At 65.3% G+C, this 19,955-nt stretch carries 17 protein-coding genes; 7 read left to right on the forward strand and 10 right to left on the reverse strand.

The annotated features are described in order from the left end of the window. Positions 1 to 12 precede the first annotated feature (12 nt). Positions 13 to 1,095 carry a glycosyltransferase family 4 protein gene (locus tag ATJ78_RS06730; protein ID WP_245836234.1) on the forward strand — a complete coding sequence of 361 codons (1,083 nt, stop codon included), beginning with the start codon at positions 13 to 15 and terminating at the stop codon, positions 1,093 to 1,095. A gap of 15 nt (positions 1,096 to 1,110) precedes the next feature. On the opposite strand, the gene ATJ78_RS06735 is transcribed toward ATJ78_RS06730, so the two are convergent. The 6 genes from ATJ78_RS06735 to ATJ78_RS06760 all read right to left on the reverse strand — a co-directional run bounded on the left by ATJ78_RS06735 (position 1,111) and on the right by ATJ78_RS06760 (position 9,958). After that, positions 1,111 to 2,049, reverse strand: a complete 939-nt coding sequence (locus ATJ78_RS06735) for a polysaccharide pyruvyl transferase family protein (protein ID WP_143741386.1) — start codon at positions 2,047 to 2,049, stop codon at positions 1,111 to 1,113. A 65-nt stretch (positions 2,050 to 2,114) separates the two neighbouring features. Beyond that, positions 2,115 to 4,322 carry an arsenate reductase/protein-tyrosine-phosphatase family protein gene (locus tag ATJ78_RS06740; protein WP_098406896.1) on the reverse strand — a complete coding sequence of 736 codons (2,208 nt, stop codon included), beginning with the start codon at positions 4,320 to 4,322 and terminating at the stop codon, positions 2,115 to 2,117. Beyond that, positions 4,319 to 5,593 carry a glycosyltransferase gene (locus ATJ78_RS06745; protein ID WP_098406897.1) on the reverse strand — a complete coding sequence of 425 codons (1,275 nt, stop codon included), beginning with the start codon at positions 5,591 to 5,593 and terminating at the stop codon, positions 4,319 to 4,321. The genes ATJ78_RS06740 and ATJ78_RS06745 overlap by 4 nt, the downstream gene beginning before the upstream one ends. Then, complete coding sequence (locus ATJ78_RS06750; protein ID WP_098406898.1) at positions 5,590 to 6,630, reverse strand: glycosyltransferase family 4 protein; 1,041 nt, start codon at positions 6,628 to 6,630, stop codon at positions 5,590 to 5,592. The genes ATJ78_RS06745 and ATJ78_RS06750 overlap by 4 nt, the downstream gene beginning before the upstream one ends. Further along, on the reverse strand, positions 6,627 to 7,937 hold the full coding sequence (locus ATJ78_RS06755; protein ID WP_169923409.1) for an O-antigen ligase family protein: 1,311 nt from the start codon (positions 7,935 to 7,937) through the stop codon (positions 6,627 to 6,629). The genes ATJ78_RS06750 and ATJ78_RS06755 overlap by 4 nt, the downstream gene beginning before the upstream one ends. Before the next feature lie 71 nt (positions 7,938 to 8,008). Then, the gene (locus ATJ78_RS06760) at positions 8,009 to 9,958 is read right to left on the reverse strand and encodes a glycosyltransferase (RefSeq protein WP_098406900.1); all 1,950 of its coding nucleotides are present in this window, start codon (positions 9,956 to 9,958) and stop codon (positions 8,009 to 8,011) included. Positions 9,959 to 10,245: 287 nt separating this feature from the next. On the opposite strand from ATJ78_RS06760, the gene ATJ78_RS06765 reads away from it, so the two are divergent. Then, positions 10,246 to 11,787 (forward strand): lipopolysaccharide biosynthesis protein, encoded by a 1,542-nt coding sequence (locus tag ATJ78_RS06765; RefSeq protein WP_169923410.1) that lies wholly within the window; start codon positions 10,246 to 10,248, stop codon positions 11,785 to 11,787. Between the two features lie 4 nt (positions 11,788 to 11,791). Here the strand turns inward: ATJ78_RS06765 and ATJ78_RS06770 are convergent, their stop codons facing one another. Then, positions 11,792 to 12,919, reverse strand: a complete 1,128-nt coding sequence (locus ATJ78_RS06770) for a glycosyltransferase family 4 protein (protein WP_169923411.1) — start codon at positions 12,917 to 12,919, stop codon at positions 11,792 to 11,794. Between the two features lie 93 nt (positions 12,920 to 13,012). Between ATJ78_RS06770 and ATJ78_RS06775 the strand changes: the two genes are divergently transcribed. From ATJ78_RS06775 to ATJ78_RS06795, 5 genes are all read left to right on the forward strand, one after another. Next, the gene (locus tag ATJ78_RS06775; protein ID WP_098406903.1) at positions 13,013 to 14,248 is read left to right on the forward strand and encodes a glycosyltransferase; all 1,236 of its coding nucleotides are present in this window, start codon (positions 13,013 to 13,015) and stop codon (positions 14,246 to 14,248) included. Beyond that, on the forward strand, positions 14,232 to 14,489 hold the full coding sequence (locus ATJ78_RS06780) for a PqqD family protein (RefSeq protein ID WP_098406904.1): 258 nt from the start codon (positions 14,232 to 14,234) through the stop codon (positions 14,487 to 14,489). The genes ATJ78_RS06775 and ATJ78_RS06780 overlap by 17 nt, the downstream gene beginning before the upstream one ends. Positions 14,490 to 14,608: 119 nt before the next feature. Continuing rightward, on the forward strand, positions 14,609 to 15,964 hold the full coding sequence (locus ATJ78_RS06785; RefSeq protein WP_098406905.1) for a glutamate-1-semialdehyde 2,1-aminomutase: 1,356 nt from the start codon (positions 14,609 to 14,611) through the stop codon (positions 15,962 to 15,964). Then, positions 15,961 to 16,761 carry a glycosyltransferase family protein gene (locus ATJ78_RS06790; RefSeq protein WP_098406906.1) on the forward strand — a complete coding sequence of 267 codons (801 nt, stop codon included), beginning with the start codon at positions 15,961 to 15,963 and terminating at the stop codon, positions 16,759 to 16,761. Before ATJ78_RS06785 ends, ATJ78_RS06790 begins: the two co-directional genes overlap by 4 nt. Before the next feature lie 9 nt (positions 16,762 to 16,770). Continuing rightward, entirely contained in the window at positions 16,771 to 17,412 is a 642-nt protein-coding gene (locus ATJ78_RS06795) for a PIG-L deacetylase family protein (RefSeq protein ID WP_245836235.1), read from the forward strand. A 21-nt stretch (positions 17,413 to 17,433) separates the two neighbouring features. Here ATJ78_RS06795 and ATJ78_RS06800 read toward each other — a convergent pair whose 3' ends face one another. From ATJ78_RS06800 to ATJ78_RS06810, 3 genes are read right to left on the reverse strand one after another with little or no spacing between them, the layout of a single operon-like run. Then, positions 17,434 to 18,588, reverse strand: coding sequence for a nucleotidyltransferase family protein (locus ATJ78_RS06800; RefSeq protein WP_098406907.1), 1,155 nt, complete (start codon positions 18,586 to 18,588; stop codon positions 17,434 to 17,436). Then, positions 18,585 to 19,514 (reverse strand): hypothetical protein, encoded by a 930-nt coding sequence (locus tag ATJ78_RS06805; RefSeq protein ID WP_098406908.1) that lies wholly within the window; start codon positions 19,512 to 19,514, stop codon positions 18,585 to 18,587. The genes ATJ78_RS06800 and ATJ78_RS06805 overlap by 4 nt, the downstream gene beginning before the upstream one ends. After that, complete coding sequence (locus tag ATJ78_RS06810; RefSeq protein ID WP_169923412.1) at positions 19,511 to 19,951, reverse strand: lasso peptide biosynthesis B2 protein; 441 nt, start codon at positions 19,949 to 19,951, stop codon at positions 19,511 to 19,513. Before ATJ78_RS06810 ends, ATJ78_RS06805 begins: the two co-directional genes overlap by 4 nt. Between the last annotated feature and the right edge of the window lie 4 nt (positions 19,952 to 19,955).

Raw genomic sequence — 19,955 nt, forward strand, 5'->3', positions numbered from 1 at the left:
ACGGAGATGCGGATGATGACTCGAGTACCGATGCTCGACAGGGTGGCCATTGCGACGATAGCAACGGCTGTCCCGATGGGGGCACAGGTGTACCAAGAGGCAGTGGCGGCGCGCGCGCATCGCACGCTCGATGAGGTCGCCGGTCCGGATTGGACGGTTACGCGCGTGATCGCTCGGTCACTGCGTTCGAGTCTCGCCGGCAACAGACGCATCCCCGTCGGATCCCTCTCGCGGATGGGCGCGGCGGGCCGCCGTTCTGTGGGAAGAATGCTCTATCCGCGTGGCGCGCTCGTACACAGGATGGACCTCACGCTTCCGCCAGCGCCACGTGAGGTGCTGACCATGCACGACACCGTCGCGTGGAGATTCTCCGATGAGGGAACCCCGAATCCGGCGGTCCTCGACGAGATCCGTCGCGCGGCTGCCGTGGTCTGTGTCTCGCAGAACACGGCGCAAGATGTCGCCGACCTCACCGGGCGCACTGACCTGCGCGTGGTGCATCCGGGCGTCGATGAACGATTCTTCTCACCGGAGCCGCTTTCTCAGCAGGAGCGCGAGAGCCTCGGCCTGTCGGGCCCGTTCGTGCTGCACGCCGGCGGTGCAAGCGCGCGCAAGAACCTGGAGGCTCTCGCCGCGGCATGGCGGATCGTCCACTCATCCGTCCCCGGCGTCACACTCGCCATGGCAGGCCCGCAGCATCCTCGTCGAGATGCCCTTGTTGCTGACCTGCCTCGCGTCGCACGGCTTGGGCGCGTCGCTGACGAGCTCGTGCCGCGCCTGCTTGCGTCTGCAGAGGCCGTGGTCGTTCCGTCTCTCTATGAGGGGTTCGGACTCCCCGTCATCGAGGCGATGGCAGCGGGTGTTCCGGTGATCGCCGCGCGTACGAGTTCGCTGCCCGAGGTAGCCGGAGGTGCCGCGGTGCTCGTCGAACCGGACGGTTGGAGTATCGCCGAGGGAATGGAGTACGTCCTCAGCGGAGCGGCAGACGTCGCGGCGCTCCGTGAGAGGGGACGCGCCCACGCTCGGTCGTTCACATGGGACGAGAGCGTGCGGGCTCTGGCGCGAGTGTGGGTGGATGCTGCGCGCGCAGCGTGAGCCGGCTGGTCTCGGTCAGATCTTTCGCGCCAGCAGAGCCTCCCACGCGAGCAGCGGACTGCGGTAGCTGCCGTCGAATCGCTGTTTGAGACGCTGCACCGAGTTCTCGAGATCGCTGATCGCCGCTGCGACGCGCTCGGGAGAGGCTCGGCGGGCGAAGCCGATGAGCTGATCAACCGTCATGTCGGGCGCGAAATCGAACCGACGAGTCTGTTCACCGCGGCTTACAACGCTCTCGTGATCGAGAAACTTGAAGTCGCCGCCGATGAGCACGGGCTCGAGCATCGTCCAGCACGCGGGAATTCCGTACGAATCCGCGATGATGACTCCGTGCAGTGATGTTGAGACGATCGCCGCGCACGAGGCGATGTCTCGAATGACGGCGGCCGGACTGCGAGCGACATCGATAAGCATCACGTCTTTCGGATGCGTGAGAGCGATCCGCCGAAAGTGGGCATCGTCGAAATGGCTGCCGTGCGGAACGATCCCGAGGCGATGAGTTACGCGAGGGCGCCGCAGCACACGCGATGCGAGAAGCCCGGGGTCCCCGAGGGCGACGGAGCCGTCTGCACCAAGCGCCCGCTGTGTCAGAGGACCGCGGACGGCCAGGGGCTCGGCCGAAGGAAGCGTGACAGGGGCGTCGGAGATCAAACCTGTTCCCCAGATCAGTCCAGAGTAGTCACGGGGAACGAACTGCATGAGGCTGCCGACCCCGATCACCTGAGCCCTGTGAAACTCCGCGTGCACGGGAATGAATCCGAAATGTCGCAGCAGCCACGGTGTGAGAGCGTCGCCGAAGTTCGGATGGCCGTCCCACCAGTAGGCCTCGACGAGTGGCGCCCGTGGGTAGAGACGCGGATCGAGCATCGAGCGACCGAGCGAGAGAGCGCTTCGCGTTCTGCGCCATGATGGCCGTGCGTAATTGCTGTCGATGAACTCGCGGAGACTCATCATGGGACGATTCTGCTCTCGGGCCGCTTTAAGGGGGGTGTCGCGCGCGAGGTCGCGCTCGAAGGCCGTCACGAGCGCCGCGTGCGCTGCGCCGCGACGGGAAGGTGCGATGGCGAGCTCGGGTAGAGGCCTGACGCGATGTCGGCGAGTGCCTCATCGAGGAGAGCGATCATTGTCTTCCACCGTGAAGCTGTGCGACCTGTCGGGTCGTCAATGTCGTCCTCAGGATTGTCGCCGAGAAAGTCGAGTGCCGACTGGTCCGATTCGTCATCTAGCCATGACCCGAGTGAGACTCCGGAAGGGCGCTCATGCCCGTCGATCCACTGTGCAAACTGTCTGACCGTGAACAGGCGAGGAGCGATGTCGGACGTCGACGCCAGAAGGGTGCGAGCGTGCTCGCGTGTGAGCGTGAGTATCAGGTCGTACTCGGTCAAGGATGCTGGATCGACCTGTGTACTCGTATGAGAGCTCAGGTCGAGCCCCGCCGCCGCGGCGTGCAGCGCGGCAGTCTGAGATGCTCCGCGGCCTGTCGCCTCGGTGCCCGCGGAATCGATGTCGAGCGCGCTTCCGCGGGTTTTCGCACGGAGCATCGCAGCGGCGAATGGCGAGCGGCTCTCGTTCGCGGTGCACACGACGAGCACGCGGTCGCGGCGTTCGTGTGGTCGTGGTTCACTGCGGTCCGCGCGAGGTGCCCTCACGCTACTCTGCCGGTCCATTCGGTCGAGCCTCTCCCCGTGAGGCATGCGCGGTCGCTCGTCATCGGCGAGGTAATACGCCGAATAGCTGCGCGGGAGCTTATGCCGGGTCCTGTTGGCGACGGTGCCGAGCACAGCAGCGCCGTTTGCGGTGAGCGTCGTGAAAACGTGAGAAAGCAGAGGCTGCTTCGTGCGGTTCATGCTGGCCAGTACGATCGTTCCGTCTGCGTACCCGGCAACCATCGAAGCATCGGCGAGGGCGAGAGCAGGAGGAGTGTCGACGATCACAATGTCGGCAGTGTCGCTCAATGCGCGCAGAAGCGCGCCCATGCGCGCTGTGGCGAGCGCGTCAGCAGGATCGTCGCGAAGCGCGCCCGGTGGGAGCACGCGTAGGCCGTCGATTGCCGTCGGCTGGAGGGCATCGAGTGCGCGAACGGGGAGGGCGATGTCGTCTGCTGGGCCGGACGCGGAGAGCAGTCCTCCGAGACCGGGACCTCCCATGCTGTCGGGAAAGTACGCGTCGAGGCTCGGCCTGCGCAGGTCACCAGCGACGAGAACGACACGGCGCCCTGTGCGCGCCCACGACGCGGCGAGGTTCGCCGAGACGAACGTCTTGCCGTCGCCAGGCTCGACGCTCGTGACGACGAGTACTCCGCTCTCGCGGGGCATGGCGACCTGAAGGGTTGTGCGCAGCGAGCGCAGCCCCTCGCTCATCGGCGACGATTCACCGCCTTCTGCGGGAAGATAGCCGCTCTTTCGGGTTGCACGCCTGTCAATCGGCAGCTGTGCGAGAACGGGGGAACTCGTTGCGCGCTCAATCTCATCAGGACGCCGGATGCGCGTATCGAGACGATCGCGCGCCAGCGCGAGACCCAGACCCGCGAGCAGGCCGGATGCCAGCGCAACCCCGGCGACGGTGAGCGTCGTCGGGTTGGTCGAGGCGCCAGCGCTCGCCGCGGCCGTGATCGTCGCGGGCGGCCCGGCCGTCTGCAGGGAGGTGATCGATGCGTTCAGCGCGTTCACCCGGGCCAGTGCCGTCGTCAGGTTTGTCTGGGCAAGCTGGTCGGCCGGGTCATCGTCGACCTGATTCTGGTACGTCTTGGCCTCCCCTGAGACCTCCGCCAGCTGCTCGGAGAGCGCCTTCTGGGTTGAAGCCATCACCCCGTCGAGATAGGCGGAGTACGCAGCCGCCGCAGCGGCGGCCCGTTGCTGAGAGACGCGAGGGTCTCCCGCCGAGGCTGTGACGTGGAACGTCGACGTCGTCGTGGTCGCCGTTTCAATCGGCTCCTGTGAAATCGAGCCGACCAGGGATCCAGAGGGGACCTTCAGCTCGACTTCCGCAGCCTCGAGAACTGTCGGGGTGGATATCACGGAGGGATCGACATCGACGGCGATTCCCGACAGCATCCCCGTGTTGATGGCCTCGGTCATCAGGGGGCTGATGCGAATTGTCGTCGATGACTCGAAGTTCGGGGTGAGCCGCTGAAGATAGGACACGGCGATTGCCGAAGCGAGGACCGTCACCGCGATGATGATCCACTTGCGCCGCCAGATAACGGTGAAGATGTCGTTGATTGTCACGGTCTGCCGTCCGATCTCGGGTGGCGCGTCGCCACGGGGTGGGGGAGGGAAGGTGAAATGTGCGAGCTGCGACGTCGTTGGTCGACGAGCTCACGAAGAACCGCCGCGAACTGCTTCACGCGGCAGCGCCAGTCGGGTACGTGTTCGCGATGGTGCGCGACTGTGGGCCGCTGCAGCGCTTCGACGACGCGGGCCGGGAAATCTGCGGCGCTCGCAATGTCAAGCGTTCCGGGTTGCTCGTTCTCTCGAAATCCTGCGACCGGCGTGCTCACGACGGGCCGGTCGACGGCCTGATACTCGTACAGTTTGATGGGGTCGAGGCTTTCGGTGAAAGGCGTGACCGCGTGGGGAACGATGAGCACCTCTGCGTGCTGCAGGTAGCCGGGGATCGCCTCATATGGGCGAATCCCCAGCATCAGCACGCCGGGCGATAGCACCAGACGCTGCGTGTTCTCAGGCGTCAGCGCGTTCGGGCCGACGAGTACGCACGTGCCGCCGATGGCGCTCAGTGCGGCGCCCGTGCGGACAACGAGATCGACGTCGATGCGGTCTTCGTGGAGAGTGCCGGCGTAGACCGCGCACGCACCGTCAGGGAGATCGGTCGGCCGGGACGCGGGTTGGCGGTATCGCTCGACGTCGACGGCATTGGGAATGGTGACCAGGTCGGGTCGGGAGCTCCTGCGGCTGGTGGCGAGACCAACGGAGCAGACGACGATGGCCCCGCACGTCTGCATGAGAGCGTCCTCGTCGCGCACGAGCCTGTCGTGTTCGCGGTCCGTACGCCGGGCGGCGAGCCAATCGTCTGTCATGTCGTAGAGAGCGGGTGCGGAGTACACCGTGAGCATCGAAGCCCATCGGGGGTCGTTGAACCACAGCACCGAGGGGGTGCTACCAACACGTCGCAACGCTCGGCGTACGCTGCTCTGCAGCATCCGGTCGGCTCCGGGACCCAGAACTCGGGGCAGCCATTTGGTTGGCTGGATGAGCGTGAGCCGCCCGTCATAACCGTCTGCGATCCGGGTACCGGAACCGAAGCGCGGCCGTCTGCCTGAGAGCACGTCGTGTGCGATGTCGGAGGGAGGTTCGACAAAGAACACGCGGATGCTGTCGTCGGCGCGCACCAAACCGTCGACGAGGTACTGGTTGCGGCGCCAGACCGTGTCCCACGGCTCGAGTGAGAACAGCAGAATCGTCAGCGACGAGTCTGCAGAAGCGGGTTCGGTGTGCGGCTCAGAGCGTGCCGTTCGGATGATGCGTGTTTCTGCACTCATGACAGACATCCTTCGTAAACTGCGAGCGTGGCGTCGGCCTGCGCGCGCACGGTGAACCGCTCGCGTTGCGCTCTCTGCGCACGAAGCCCGTAGCGTCGGCGACTCTCGGCATTGGCGACGGCGATGTCGAGAAGACGTGCGGCGCCGCGAACATCGTCAGGTTGAAAGAGCAGAGCACCTTCGACGCTGCCGATCGTCTCGGCATGGCCGCCGGAGGCGGATGCGACAACGGGCAGCGCGCACGCCATCGCCTCGAGCACGGAAAGACCAAGACCCTCTCGTGCTGTGGGAGCGAGAAACACCCCGGCGTCGGGCATGAGTGCGCGAACATTCTCCTGGTGACCGAGGAAACGCACGGAATCTCTGACACCGAGAGCGGCCGCCTGGCGTTGCAGCCGCTCTCGCTCGCTGCCGTCGCCGGCGATGTGCAGCTCCCAGCCCTCATCTCGTGCGCGCGACGCCGCCCAGGACGCGATCGCGACATCGGTTGCTTTCTCGGGCTCAAGGCGCTGTGCCATGAGCACGATGCGACGGCCGCACGCTCCCGCGGCAGCATCTGTCACCCCGGTGTGGACGACGCTGCTGGGCTCGCCGATGCTGCCCGCAACGAAGTGAGAGATGGAGATCTGCGCGGCGAACCGACGACGCGCCATGCTGAACGCTGCACGGATCGGGCGCGAACGTCCACGAGGAGCAGCGAAATGGCGCGTGCTCACGAGGTGCGAATCGCTCCTCACCGACGCCATGATTCCGGCGAGGTCGGCGTTCGACATGTGGGTATTCACGATGTCGGCTCGCGAAACCAATCGAAGGGCGGCGCGCGCAGAGCGCAGTGTTTCCGCGGGCAGAAACCGAACGTCGGATCCCCCGAGCGACTGCTTCATGGGCTCGGTGGCACCGCCGATCACGGTCACACGCCAGCCGCGATCTGCCTGACGCGGTGCGAGCAGGCTCACATATCGTTCGACTCCGGCAAAAGCTGCAGAGCAGGTCAGGTGCACGACGTGCTTGGCGCCTGAATCCGTGGAGCTGGTCATGGCGCTTCCTCTCGACGATTCAGGTGCGATCCGCCAACCGCGGTGAGCGGCCGGCCGAAGGCGGTGGCTTGCGGCCCTCTCGGGAGCCCTTTGTCGCGGTAAAGCGCGCCGAACGTGATGCCGGTGACGATCCAGAGGAGCGAGGCTTGACCCGCTACCCAGTAGAGGTCGAGCTGCGCCTGCGCCAGACGAGTGACGACAACCGCAGCACCTACCGTTCCGTACGCGGGATCGAGACGCCAGAGAGCGACGATCGCGACGACGAAGAGGGCGAGAAAGGCGATCAGCCCGACAACGCCGACCGAGGTCAGAACCTCGAGCTCGGCGTTGGGAGGCTGAAAGCCTTCGCCGAAGCGCGACGTGTACCACCAGCGCAATCCGACCCCGAATATGGGAGAGGTCAGCCAGATATCCACGGATTCCTGATACCACGTCAGACGCTGGTAGGCGGAGTTGAATTGGTTTCCGCTCTCAAGCTGGGTCTCGAGCATTGAGAACGCGAAGACAAGTACGGGGAGGGCTGTGACCCAGATGAGCACGGGGCGTCTCCCGGTTTCGGGTCGGGGTCGCAGACTGATGATCACAAGGCCCGCAACAGCGGCGATCATTCCCTGGCGTGACTGCGAGGCGGCGACGCCCCCGGCAAGGACGATGAGCGTTCCCCAGTACAGAGCAGCAGGGCTGAGGCGAAGCCACGGCGGGCGCGCATAGACGATCACGATGGCGGCGCTGAGCATGCCTCCGATCGTGTTCTTGTGGAGGTGGGGGAGGTATACCTCCTCGGCCGCGCCCGTCAGAGCGAACACGATAACAAACTTGCCGATCGCCCAGACGGCAATCACCAGGCAAGCGACGATGTAACTGCCGATTGCAAATCGCGTGCGGCCCTGACGGCCGATGGCGAAGCCCACGACCATGCTGCCCATTACGAGCACGAGTTCGTGCGCCCATTCGATGACGTTCTCGGAGTAGACGTTCAGAATCAACGTGGGTATCGACGCGCCGCTGTACGCTGCTCCCGCCCAGAGCAGAGACTGCATCGACGAAAGACCACGCGGCCGGATCATCACGACAGCGACGGCTGTCGCAGCAGCGAGCACAAGATCGGAAACGCTCAGAACGCCGTTGACACGCATAAGGATGAGAGTTGCGGGAACGGCGAGTGCCACGATCACCATGGGGTCGTAGACGACGATGCCGACGACAAGGACGGCTGCAGCCGCAATGATCGCCCACTCGGACTTCTGCGTCGCTAATACACCGAGCGCCGCCGCCACGAGTGCCGCCGGGACTGTCAAGATAAGCACCCGCCCGATACCGCTCCTTCGAGGAGCGAGCCACCGCTGCTTCGTCTCGCGGCCGAAAGCCGTCGCCGAGTTCATGACGCGGAAACCCCCTGTGCCGGGCCTCGCAGATACAGTCGGAGACGCGCCAGAGCCGACTGCCGCCGGCTCGAGCGGAGCACCGCTGAACGCGCAACGGCGCCCACGACTATCGCGCTTCTGTAGAGCTGCCAGCCAGCGGTACCGAAATGCTTGCGCAGATACAGCTCTCCGCTCGCGTGAAAGTACCGCTCTCGACGTGCGCCGCTCTCGCTTGTGGCTCCTCCGAGGTGCATTGCTTTGACGGCCGCAACGTCGATTGACCAGCCGTGATCGACCGCGCGCTTCTGCCAGTCCACTTCTTCGGCATACAGAAAGAAACGTTCGTCGAAGCGGCCGACGTCCGCGACGGCTTCTGCCCGCAGTAGGAGTACCGATCCGATGGCGAACCCGTGTGCGCGATTGAGGACACCGAGACCGAGCGCTTCGATCCAGGCGCGAACCGGGTGAGGGAACGGCCACCACACGCGCGTCTGCTGTCCGCTCGTCGGGTCGACTTGAGTTGCACCGACGGCTGCGACGCGAGGGCGAGCATGCATGAGAGCGTGCATTGTCCGCACTGATCCGGCGCTGATCTGGGCGTCTGGGTTGAGGAGAAGAACGTCTCGGTCGCTCATGCCGTTGTCGGCGAGCCAGCGCAGGGCGACATTGACTCCCGCGCCGAATCCGAGGTTCCGACCGGGGTCGATGTATATCGCATCGTGCTCGTCTGCGACTCGACGTGTTTCGGCCGACGACGAGTTGTCGACGATCGTGACGGGAAACTCGGCTTCGAGACTCCGAAGCGCGTTGCTCAGCATGTCGGGAGAGCCGTACGCGACGATGACCACGTGAGGGGTGAGGTCTCTGCCGAGGCTGTTCTCGCCGACGGTGTCCCGATAGAGCTCATTGTGCTGTTCTGCGATCCGAGGCCACGTGAACGTTCGTGCTCGTTCACGTCCACGAGCACGAAGGTCGGTCCACGTCGTGAGGTTCAGCGCGCGTGAAATGCCGTCACTCAGCGCAGAAGAATCGCCTGGGGTCGTGAGTATCCCCGCGTCCCCGACGACGTCGGGTAGTGCACCGCTCCGGCTGGCGACGACCGGCACACCCGACGCCATCGCTTCGACGGCCGATCGGCAGAACTGTTCGAGCCAGCCGGGTGTGTCTAAGGACGGAACGGCAAGCACGTCCAGGTCCTGGTAGCGGGACGCGAGTTCCGCGTCCTCCGCGAACCCGAGGAATGACACGCGGTCGGCGATGCCCAGTTCGCGGGTCAGGGCGACAAGGTCGGAGTACGCGCTGCCTTCACCGGTGATGCGTACGTCCCACGACGGGTTCGCAGATACCGCGCGTAACAGCACCTCACATCCCTTGTGCGGCTCGAGCCTTCCCACGTACCCGATCACGGGGCGGGACGACGGCGTGCGGCGATCGCGAGGGGCGAATCGCGTGATGTCGACGCCAAGAGGAATGACACGACAGAGGCCGCGCATGCCTTTGCGGCTCAGAATCGCGCCCGCATCGCTGTTGCAGACATAGGCGCCAATGGCGTGCTTGAGCGCGTAGGCCTCGAACCACCGGAAGGGGATCGGGTAGCGCTTCTCGATGTTCTGCGCCGAGTAGAAGACGAAAGGCGTTCGCCGTCGCCGGAGAGCGCGAAGGAGCAGGACCTCGGCCGTGGCCAGCGAGAAGGGTTCCTCATGCAGGTCGATGACGTCAGGGCGCTCACCAAGCGCGCGCCAGAGCGGCACCGGGTCGTACAGAAACGCGTTGGGGTGCCTGCCGACCGTCCGCACGCCCGTCACGAACGTGTCGCTCGACGCATCGAGTTCGACGCGACGTCCGCCTTCGTTCCACCGTCGCGCAGAGAGCATGGTCACGTCGGCACCCAACTCTCGCAGCTGACGCTCACGCTCGCGCCATGCCGCGACGACGCCGTGATGGGCGACTCTGAGCACTTTCATCGCTCATCCCCGCTCTCGGTGAGGTCCGTGGTGCCCGCCCGCCGCCGCGCCAGAAGGCGGTCACCGAGCAGGGCTTCGCGTGGCGCGGGACCTGCAAGGTATTCACGGGTGAAGGGAGCGGGCATAGGCTCATGCTACGGCTAACATGAGATATCCTCACATGCCCCAATTCGGGGCTATCTCGAGTGCTCTCGTGTGCCCCTCTGTGCCCTTAATGTGGGGCTCCGCGTCCGGTGACGTGAGTAATCCTCAATTGTATGCTGAAGTCTCGGCGGACAGGAGAATCGGTGGACGACAGCACATCACTCGATCGCGGCGGCATCCAACGTCGTGCCGTTCAGGGCGTGAGCTGGACTCTCATTCACACAGTGATCTCTATTCCGGTGGCATTCATCGGGACGCTCGTCGTTGCGCGCGTTCTCGGCGTCGTCGATTTCGGACGCCTTGCGTACCTCACCACGGTGATGGAGATTGTGACGGCGGTGCTCACCGCCGGACTGGGAACTGCGCTCGTGCAATTCGGCGCCCGACGGCATGCGACCGCGAGGTACGGAGAGGTAGAGCATCTCCTGGCGATCTCGCAGGGTTTCCGGTTGGTGATCTTCGCGCCGCTGCTCGTCATCGCGATGCTTCTCGTCGTCGATGTTCCGACGCCGCTCATGGTGACAGCCATTGTGTTCGGGGTCCTTCTGCCTGGCTACTTCGGTGAAGCATCCTCGGGCCTCGCCATCGAGAACAAGACGGCGGCCGACGCGAAGATCGCCATGCTGAGCAATCTCGCGATTCAGGTTGCCGTCGTCATTGCGGTACTGATGATGAGGCAAGCGGATGCTGTCTGGGCGACGCGCATCGCGGCTGCGGGTCTCGCCACTGCCCTCGCTCTGATTCCCCTGCGTGCGAGCTATCGTCGCGCGGTGCTTCGACCGAAGCTCCCGCGACGCTTCCCACCGGGCTTCTGGGCCTTCGCGATACCGACGGGAATCTCGCTGCTGATCGCTCAGCTGGTCATCTCGCGCACCGAAGTGGTGCTCCTCGAGGCATTGAGCACGCCGGCTGCGGTCGGAATCTATGCCCTCGCGTTCGGTGTGGCGGGCAATGTCTTCGCGCCAGCTCGAGCGTTCACAGGACCGCTCATTCCGGCGCTGTCGAGCCTGTCGGAAACGACTGATCGCGCGACCATGGGGCGCGCGTTCGCCCGGACACTTCGCGCATCGTCAACGGTGAGCAGTCTGCTCACCGCGGGCGGGATCCCCGCCATCGCTGTGCTCGTTCCCGTGCTGTACGGAGCTGACTTTGCCAGTGCAGCTCTGCCCGTTCTCGTGCTCGGCTGCGCCAGCAGCATTGCTGTTGCATCGACTCCGGTCATGGCGTTCACTCTGGCGCGGCAGTCCGCCCGTCATCTCCTTGTCGTCAACGTCGGAGCCCTTGTCGTCAATGTCGCTGCTGCGTTCCTGCTGATTCCGCCACTGGGTGTCTGGGGCGCGGTGCTTGCGAACATTGCCGGTGTGCTCACGCGTCTGATCGTTCTGCTGGCGGGTGAGGCTCGCGCTCTCGATATTCGCAATGGCGCGGTGCTGCGCATGATGGTGCCTGTCGTCTGTGGGATTGGTGCAGCGTGGATCTCGTGGGGCGTGGCAGCGCTGGCTCCGCTGCCGGCAATCACCGAGGCATTCGTGTGCGGGCTCGTCGGCCTGGCCGCCGTGTTCGCCCTGCTGCGACTCTGCCGCACGGGAATCGATGCGCACGACGCACGCGTCATTCTTGACGGCGCGCCTCGACTTCTCGTGCCCATCGCGCGTCCCGTGATCGCTCTGCTCACGCGCCGCTGAATAGTCAGATGTGCGCGTACAGGGCGTCGTATGCGCTCGCCGTGTGATCCCACGTGAACGATCTGACGCGGCGGCTGCCGTTCTGGGCGAGGGCCGTCGCCTCTGAAGCGTTCGTGAGTACAGCGCGAAGTGTGGCGGCAAACGCATCGATGTCCGTCGGATCGCACAGCATCCCGTCGACACCGTGGGTGACGAACTCGGGTGGTCCGCCCCGATCAGTCACGACAAGTGGCGCCCCGGCACGCCATGCTTCAAGCGCAGCGATTCCGAATGCCTCGAACCGGCTTGGTACGGCGACGACCGCGGCGTCGCGCATGAGACCGGCAACGTGCTCCCGTGAGAGCCTGCCGGGCAGGATCACGCGATCGGCGACCTCGTTCTGGATTGCCATCTCTCGCAGCTGCCCGGCTTCTGGTCCGTCCCCGCCGATCACGAGGCTCACGCCAGCGCCCAGGTTCGCCCGGGCGAACGCACGTACGAGCAGATCGAAGCCCTTCACGTGCTGGAGGCGGCCGACAGCCGCGATGTACGGCCCCGAGATTCCGAGCGATGGCGTCTCAGCCGGCTCCTCAAGGGCGATGCCATTGGCGACGACCGTGCCGTCGTTCGGTGCGAGGCCGAACCGCTCTTCAAGATCGGCCAGCACGACCCGTGAGCATCCCGTGACGACCACCGACCGGCGAATGGCCGATTGCAGGCTCGTGCGCGCCAGCCGTGAGTGGTCGAACACTCCTGCATCATCGGCGATGGTCTCGCCGTGAGAGCTCACGATCAGCGGAGTGCGATGGGCGGCGGAGAGGGCGGTCGCAAACGTACCGTTCGGGCCGAAGCAGTGCACGTGAATGATGTCGGGCCGTAGCGCGCGGAACGCTCGGTTCCAGTGGCTCCACGCACGAGGTGCCGCTGCGGCAAACCGCGCAACATCGCGAACGTTCCGGGCAGGCAACGGAGCGGGCAAGTCCCAGACGGGGACGCCGTCGAGCTGCCGAATGGAGAACCCACCATCGCGGTCGACCGTCCATACAGCGACCTCGTGACCTCGCCGACGCAGGGCAGTCGCGACATTGCGCACGTGCTCTTCGACGCCTCCCACGTGAGGTGAGTAGGAGCTCGTCGCGAGTGCGATTCTCATTGACGGTGCCTTCCGTGACGCGAGGCGTGCGCCCCGAACGGGGACAACCATAGTGCGAAGCCGATTGCTAATGTGAGCCCACAAGGAGGGCACATGAGCCAGAGGCGCACACTTGTGCTGAGCCACACGGCGCAGGAAGGCGGCGCCGAACTCGCGCTCGTCAGGCTCGCTCGCGTGCTTCGCGAACGAGGCGAAGACGTGCGCGTGCTGCTCTTCGCCACGGGTCCGCTCGAGAAGACACTCGCCGCCGCCGGTGTGCCTGCGGACGTGCGCCCGCTTGACCCCGGCCTGGTCTCAGCATCCCGTGCCGACATCGCACGAGGGGGACGGATGCTGTCGCAGCTCGCAGCCGCGGCAGGCTTCGCTGTCAAACTCCGCACCGCCATTCTCCAGGGCAACGCAGACCTCATCGTCGCGAATACGCTCAAGGCCGCCGTCTTTGCCATGGTCGCCGCGCCGATCTCCGGGCGAGCGTGGGTATGGCACCTGCACGATCGTCTTGCCCCGGACTACCTTCCGCGCGTGCTCGTTACTCTGATGCGCGCCATCGCCTTGTTCGGACCGCGCACGATCGTCGTCAATTCGCAAGCGACGCTCGCGACGATCCCTCGAGGCGCACGGAGCCGGGTTGTCCTCGCGTATCCCGGTCTCACTGACGAGGCATTCGTCGACGCGACGCCCGATTCTCCGCGAGTCGTCGGCATCGTCGGACGAATCAGCCCGACGAAAGGTCAGCGAGTGTTCGTGGAGGCCGCCGGAGAGCTCGCCCGGACCCATCCGGACGTTCGCTTTCGGGTGATCGGCGCGGCACTCTTCGGCGAATCGGACTATGACGCGAGCGTGCGCGACGCAGCCGAACGATGGGGCCTGGGAGACCGGGTGGAGTTCACAGGCTGGGTGAGCGACGTGTCGGCGCAGATCGCGCGACTCACTGTGCTCGTGCACGCGTCGCCCGTGCCAGAGCCGTTCGGCCAGGTGGTCGTCGAGGCGCTCGCCGCAGGAGTGCCGGTTGTTGCCGCCCAGTCCGGCGGCATGGTCGAGATTCTGGATGCCAGCGAGCCTGCGACGCAGACGCCGCAGTGCGGATGGCGAAGCACCGACACCGGTGTGCTCGTTCGCCCCGGCGATTCCGTCGCGCTCGCCGCTGCGATCTCGGCTGTGCTCGACGACCCGGCAGCAGCCCGCACACGGTCATGCGCGGCGCGCGCCGTCGTGCGAGATCGATTCACCATCGCCGGCACAGCGGACGCCGTATCCGGCGCCTGGGGCGCGGTGCGTCGTCAGAGACCATCCCAACGAATGAGGAGAAGACGTGAAACTGCGAACTGAGGGAGTCACCTGGCAGGAAATCGATGGAGAACTCGTCATTCTCGATCTGGAATCCTCGGTGTATCTCACAACGAACGTAGCCGGCGCAGTGCTGGCAAAACGCTTGCGCGAAGACCGCACCATGGCCGATCTCACCGGTACGCTCACCGCGGAGTTTGGCATCGACGCAGAGACGGCACAGCGCGACGCATACGACTTCGTGCAGCAACTGCGCGAGAAGAATCTTCTGCTCGAGGTCTGACCTGGTTGAGGCGCGAGTGCGCCGCAGATGCACCTGTCCCCCTAAGTGAGGGTAGCTCACGTTCTGTCTCGCGGGTAGTGTTTCGCCTAGTCGGTGAAACCACGAGCGAAGGAGTCGGAATGTCAGAGAGTGAGCGCGATTTCACCCTGTCGAACCGTGCCCAGACGTTCCTGCACGAGATGGTTCCCGGCGGTGCCCACACCAATGCGCGCGGCTCTGACCAGTACCCCGAGGGCATGGCGCCTATCATCGTCCGCGGCGACGGAGCGCGCGTCCTTGACGTCGACAGCAACTGGTTCGTCGAGTATGGTGCCGGGCTCAAAGCCGTGACGCTCGGACACGGGTACGAGCCCGTCGTGCGGCGCGTCTGCGAAGCTGCAAGCAGTGGGGTCAACTTCACGCGCCCGTCGGTATGGGAAGTGCGAGCTGCCGAACGGTTTCTCGAGATGGTGCCGACAGCGGACATGGTCAAGTTCGCGAAGAACGGCTCTGACGTCACAACGGCAGCGGTGAAGCTCGCCCGGGCCGCGACAGGGCGGGACCTGATCGCGGTATGCCGGACGCAGCCCTTCTTCTCCGTCGACGACTGGTTCATGGCGACGACGTCGATGGCCAGCGGGATCCCTCGTGCCGTGCGCGACCTCACCGTGCACTTCGACTTCAACGACCTGGAATCGCTGAGGACTGTCCTCGCGCAGCATCCGGGTCAAATCGCCGCAATCGTGATGGAGCCGGCTACCGGCACGCGTGAGCCTCAGCCGGGATTCCTCGAGGGCGTCCGTGAGCTGGCGAACCGCGACGGCTCTGTGCTGATCTTCGACGAGATGATCTGCGGCATGAGATGGTCTTCTGCCGGTGCGCAAGCCGTTTACGGCGTCACGCCCGACCTGTCGACCTGGGGTAAGGCGCTCGGCAATGGGTTCAGCGTGTCGGCCCTCGCGGGCAAGCGCGATCTCATGGAGCGCGGCGGGCTGAACACCGACGAGTCGCGGGTCTTCTTGCTGTCGAACACGCATGGTGCCGAAACGACCGGACTCGCAGCCTACCTCGCCGTCGCAGACACGTATGCCGAGCGCGACGTCGTGACCGAGATGGAGGCGGCGGGGCAGAAGCTTCAGATCGCCCTGCTCGATGTGATCGAGTCTGCGGGAATCAGCGAGTATCTCAGTGTGTTCGGGCGACCGTCAGCACTCGTTTTCGGCACACGGGATGCCGCTGGCGCACCGTCCCAGGAATATCGCGCACTGCTGTTGCAGGAGCTGCTGCGACACGGGGTGCTCTGCCAATCGCTTGTGATCTCTGCGGCTCACACCGACGACGACATCGACGTCACGGTGGAAGCATTCCGGCGTGCCTCAGCCGTATATGCACGCGCAATCGAGTCGGGAACGACGTATGGGTACCTCGCCGGCCGGGCTGTCGCGCCGGCGATCCGCGAATTCGCGGCTCCCCGAAGACTGGAGGTTCAGGCATGAAGGTCGTGCTGTTCTGCGGCGGGATGGGAATGCGCATCCGCGCCGACAACCATTCTCTGCCCAAGCCGATGACCATGATCGGCGACCGGCCGATGCTCTGGCACATCATGCGCTGGTACGCCTCTCACGGGCACACCGACTTCATTCTCTGCCTCGGCTACGGTGCCAGCGCGATCAAGGACTTCTTCTTGTCGTACCGCGAAACCGGCTCCAATGATTTCCGTCTCTCTGAGGGAGGCAAGACCATCGAGATGTTCGACACGGACATCTCGGACTGGACGATCACGTTCGTCGATACGGGACAGTCAACCGCAATCGGAGAGCGGTTGCGGCGCGTGCGCCCGTACCTGGGATCGGACGAGATGTTCCTGGCGAATTACGGAGACGGACTCTCGGACGTCGACATGAACAGTCTTATCCGCTCACTTCCCGAGTCGAGCGTCGGCAGCCTCCTCGCCGTTCCGCCACAGGATTCCTTCCACGTGCTCGGTTTCGGTTCCGACGGGCGCATGACGGGTCTTGAAGCCGTCGCCGACATGGATATGTGGATCAACGGCGGGTTCTTCGTGTTGAGGCAAGGGATCTTCGACTATCTGCAGCCTGGGGACGACCTCGTCATGAATGCGTGCATTCGGGCCGCCGCCGACGGCCGCTTCACGGCAAACCGGTACACGGGATTCTGGGCGTGCATGGACACTCTCAAGGAACGGGCATATCTCGAAGAACTGCATGCAAGCGGCGAGGCTCCCTGGGAAATCTGGAAGCAATCGGTGCCCAGCATGCAGCTGGTCTCGTAGCCGAGCACTGTGAGCGCGCACGTGCATCTGCCGTCAGGTCCGCTGACGGTGCTCGCCATCGGTGCCCACCCCGACGACATAGAGATCGGATGCGGCGGGGCGCTGCTGAGCCTTGAGCGACGCGGCGCCGTCGACGTGCGCATGCTCGTGATGACGGGCACCGAAGAGCGACGTGCCGAGGCCCGCCACGGTGCGAGGCTCTTCGGCGCTTCTCGCGAGCCCGTGCTTCCCGGACTTCTCGACGCTCGGCTTCCTGAGCACTGGGGCGCCGTGAAAGACGCCATGCACGACTTCCGCGACAGCTCGCCATCACCGGATATCGTCTTCGCGCCTCGCGTCGACGACGCTCACCAGGATCACGCACTCGTCGGATCTCTCGCATCCACGGTGTGGCGAGGACCTCTCCTTCTGCACTATGAGATCCCGAAATGGGACGGCGATCAGGGCCGACCGAACGTCTACCTCCCACTTGCCGATGACGTTGCCGTCGACAAAGTCGGCCGCCTCAACGAGGCGTATCCGAGCCAGCATTCGCGTGTCTGGTGGGACGACGAGTTCTTCTTCAGCATTCTGCGTCTTCGTGGTGCCGAAGCTGCCACACGTTATGCAGAGGCGTTCACAACCCGCAAACTGACGTTTGCGTTGTCGTGACTCGATCCCGAACGCGGCAGATCAACTCGCCGTGACGGGCGCGGCCTCCCGGACGGCATTCAGATAGGCGCGGCGCGCGGCAGCATCCGGAATGTCCTCGTCGAGCGGATTTGCCGCTGTGCCGCTTCGGCGAACCTGCGCTTCGATACGACGAACGTCCGCCCACTGCCAGAGGGCCGACCCAAGTGACCCGAGCGCGCTATCGCGTGCGCTTGAGAACTCCAGACCCGAGAGTCCCGGGTCGTCGGGCAGCCCGGGGAACGGGCGTGACGCATCGCGCAGCCGCGCGGCGCGACCGGACAGCGACGCGGCCACCGCCCGCAGTTTCGGAGGCGTGGGGAGCACGACGTCGAATGTTCGCTCAACACGTTCGAGGACCATCGAGACGGGGGTGGCCACCCGTGTGCGCAGCGCATCCGCGGCGAATCGCTGCCAATCGACAGCGGGGTTCAGCGCCGCGTGCAGCACGTCGGCGATCCAGACCAGACGGTTCGCGCCGTTCTGAGCGGCGTGAAAAGCGACGTGGAGCAGCAGGTCACCCGGGTCGAATACGGGCACGGTGACCCCGGTTCCGAGTGTGATCAGCTCGGTGCGCTCCAGCATCTCGGGAAGATCGATGCGGAAGGTAGACCGGGCCCTCGGAGTGACAGCGATGTCCCAGTGCAGGTCAAGGGGAAAGCCGGACGGCCCGCTCATGGCCATCTCGGCGCGCGAGAGCCGGCGCATCTCCGGCCAGTTTCGATCGACGAGGCAGAATCCGGATGCCTCGAGCGACGCGAGTGCGGGGGCGAAGTCCGCGGGGTGCACGAACACGTCGACGTCCGTGTACTCACGCATGTCGGGGTGAGGCCACACCGTATCGCTAAGGACGGGTCCCTTGGACACCGCCCACCGAACGCCGGCGGTGGCGAAGGCGCGAGCGACACGGCCCAGGTCGTGACCGGCCTGCATATGACGCAGCAGCTGCTGATGCCGTTGGGCGTCGAGAATCGGCATCCATTCGCTGGCCTCTGGGCACCCGTGCAGCCGTCGCCGGAGAGCGGGAAGGACCCGGTGCATGCGACCGGCCTTTAGGAGCTGCCGGGCGTCAAGGTTGGCGGGCAGGTGCTCTCCGGAGCGGTCGCCCGCGGCACTCTCGACGAGGAGAGTGGCAAGCGGGCGACGCAATGTGCTCACGAGTTCACCTCGGCGAGCAGCGCACTCGTGATTCCCTCGGGAAACGGCGGTCCCCAGGGAACATGCCCGACCAGCACGGGAACGCGAGTGACGAGTGCGGACGCGTTCTGAAAGACGAGCGATAGCACGTTCGGGTCTCGCCACCCCATCAGCCGAGGGAAGGCGAGCAGTGCGAGGAGCGCGTCTTTCTCGGACAATCTCTCGAAGCGCAGCGGCGAGTCATCACGCGTGGGCCGGGGAATCACGATCGCCCGCAGGGGAACGCGTTCTGCCTCCGCAGGGCGCGGGGCGATGACCTGGCGCTCATCTGCGCTGACGCGCGAGCTGCCCATCGCCGCGCGTGACGCGAGCTCTTCGATTCCGGAGCGGAGGCGAAGCTCCCGGGAGCCGCGGCGGATCGTCGGCAGGGTAGCCGCGTCGTCGATCACCAGCACATCGTCGGTGATGACCGATGCTCCTTCGCTGCAGAGCAGCGTCGCCATCGTCGTCTTTCCCTGGCCGGAGTGCCCGACGAACGCGATCCCAGCACCGTCGACATCGACGGCGCTGCCGTGAAAGACCGGCGATCCTTTGAGATAGAGAAGAAGCGACATGAGGGTTCCTGTCGTCATGACGCCGTCCATGCCCTGGTCAACCCCGGCGAGCATGCGGAGCTCGACGTCGCGGAAGTCCGGCGAGATCAGGTAGTCGCAGACCCCGTGCACGCGAAAATGCAGGTCGCCAGACGCTGTCCTGACGAGGGTGTACCACGGTTCGTTCGTCTCGAAGTTGAGAAGATGCTCTCCCGCGGGCTGCGGTGAGCTCGCCTGGGAGTAGGGCCCGGTTCGCACGCGAATGTCGGCTTCGCCCATGCCCGAGTATCCGGCGTCGTGAAGATCGAAATCGGTGTCGATCCCAAGGCCGTACAACATGGTCAGGCTCATCATGCTCCCTTCGTCGGAACCGTCAGGACGGCGTATCGATCGGAGCCGTCGGGATCGAGAGCGACGCCGTTGACCTCGAGCCACGCGTGAGCGGCGACAACTCCATCGGTCTTTGACACACCGATGCGGAGAATGGGATCTCGTGAGCGCAGAAACGAGCCGCCGACGATTGCGCGCCGAAGGCACGTGCCGTTGAAAGGGCTCTGCCTCAGCAATCGCCAGGCTGTGTCAAGCTTCTCGCGATCGCGGGGCGTCAGCCCGGCGTCATCGAGGGATGCTGTCGGGGCGGCATCGCCGTCCATGACCACGCGAACGTGCCCGATGCGCGCCGCCCGTTCGACGCCGCCGCGGCGAAGCGCCGACTCGACGCGCGCCGCACGCACGGTCGCGATGGCCAGATCGACCCAGCGGTGGGGAGGGTATGCGAGAACGGTGCGCACGCGG

It is taken from the genome of Paramicrobacterium agarici (genome assembly GCF_002563955.1).
In the GTDB taxonomy this organism is placed as follows: Bacteria; Actinomycetota; Actinomycetes; order Actinomycetales; family Microbacteriaceae; genus Paramicrobacterium; species Paramicrobacterium agarici.

Excerpts from the sequence above, each read along its gene's own strand:
- ATJ78_RS06730 (WP_245836234.1), top strand. The coding sequence starts at position 13 with ATGATGACTCGAGTACCGATGCTCGACAGGGTGGCCATTGCGACGATA.
- ATJ78_RS06735 (WP_143741386.1), bottom strand. The coding sequence starts at position 2,049 with ATGATGAGTCTCCGCGAGTTCATCGACAGCAATTACGCACGGCCATCA.
- ATJ78_RS06745 (WP_098406897.1), bottom strand. The coding sequence starts at position 5,593 with ATGAGTGCAGAAACACGCATCATCCGAACGGCACGCTCTGAGCCGCAC.
- ATJ78_RS06750 (WP_098406898.1), bottom strand. The coding sequence starts at position 6,630 with ATGACCAGCTCCACGGATTCAGGCGCCAAGCACGTCGTGCACCTGACC.
- ATJ78_RS06760 (WP_098406900.1), bottom strand. The coding sequence starts at position 9,958 with ATGAAAGTGCTCAGAGTCGCCCATCACGGCGTCGTCGCGGCATGGCGC.
- ATJ78_RS06770 (WP_169923411.1), bottom strand. The coding sequence starts at position 12,919 with ATGAGAATCGCACTCGCGACGAGCTCCTACTCACCTCACGTGGGAGGC.
- ATJ78_RS06775 (WP_098406903.1), top strand. The coding sequence starts at position 13,013 with ATGAGCCAGAGGCGCACACTTGTGCTGAGCCACACGGCGCAGGAAGGC.
- ATJ78_RS06785 (WP_098406905.1), top strand. The coding sequence starts at position 14,609 with ATGTCAGAGAGTGAGCGCGATTTCACCCTGTCGAACCGTGCCCAGACG.
- ATJ78_RS06790 (WP_098406906.1), top strand. The coding sequence starts at position 15,961 with ATGAAGGTCGTGCTGTTCTGCGGCGGGATGGGAATGCGCATCCGCGCC.
- ATJ78_RS06805 (WP_098406908.1), bottom strand. The coding sequence starts at position 19,514 with ATGATGAGCCTGACCATGTTGTACGGCCTTGGGATCGACACCGATTTC.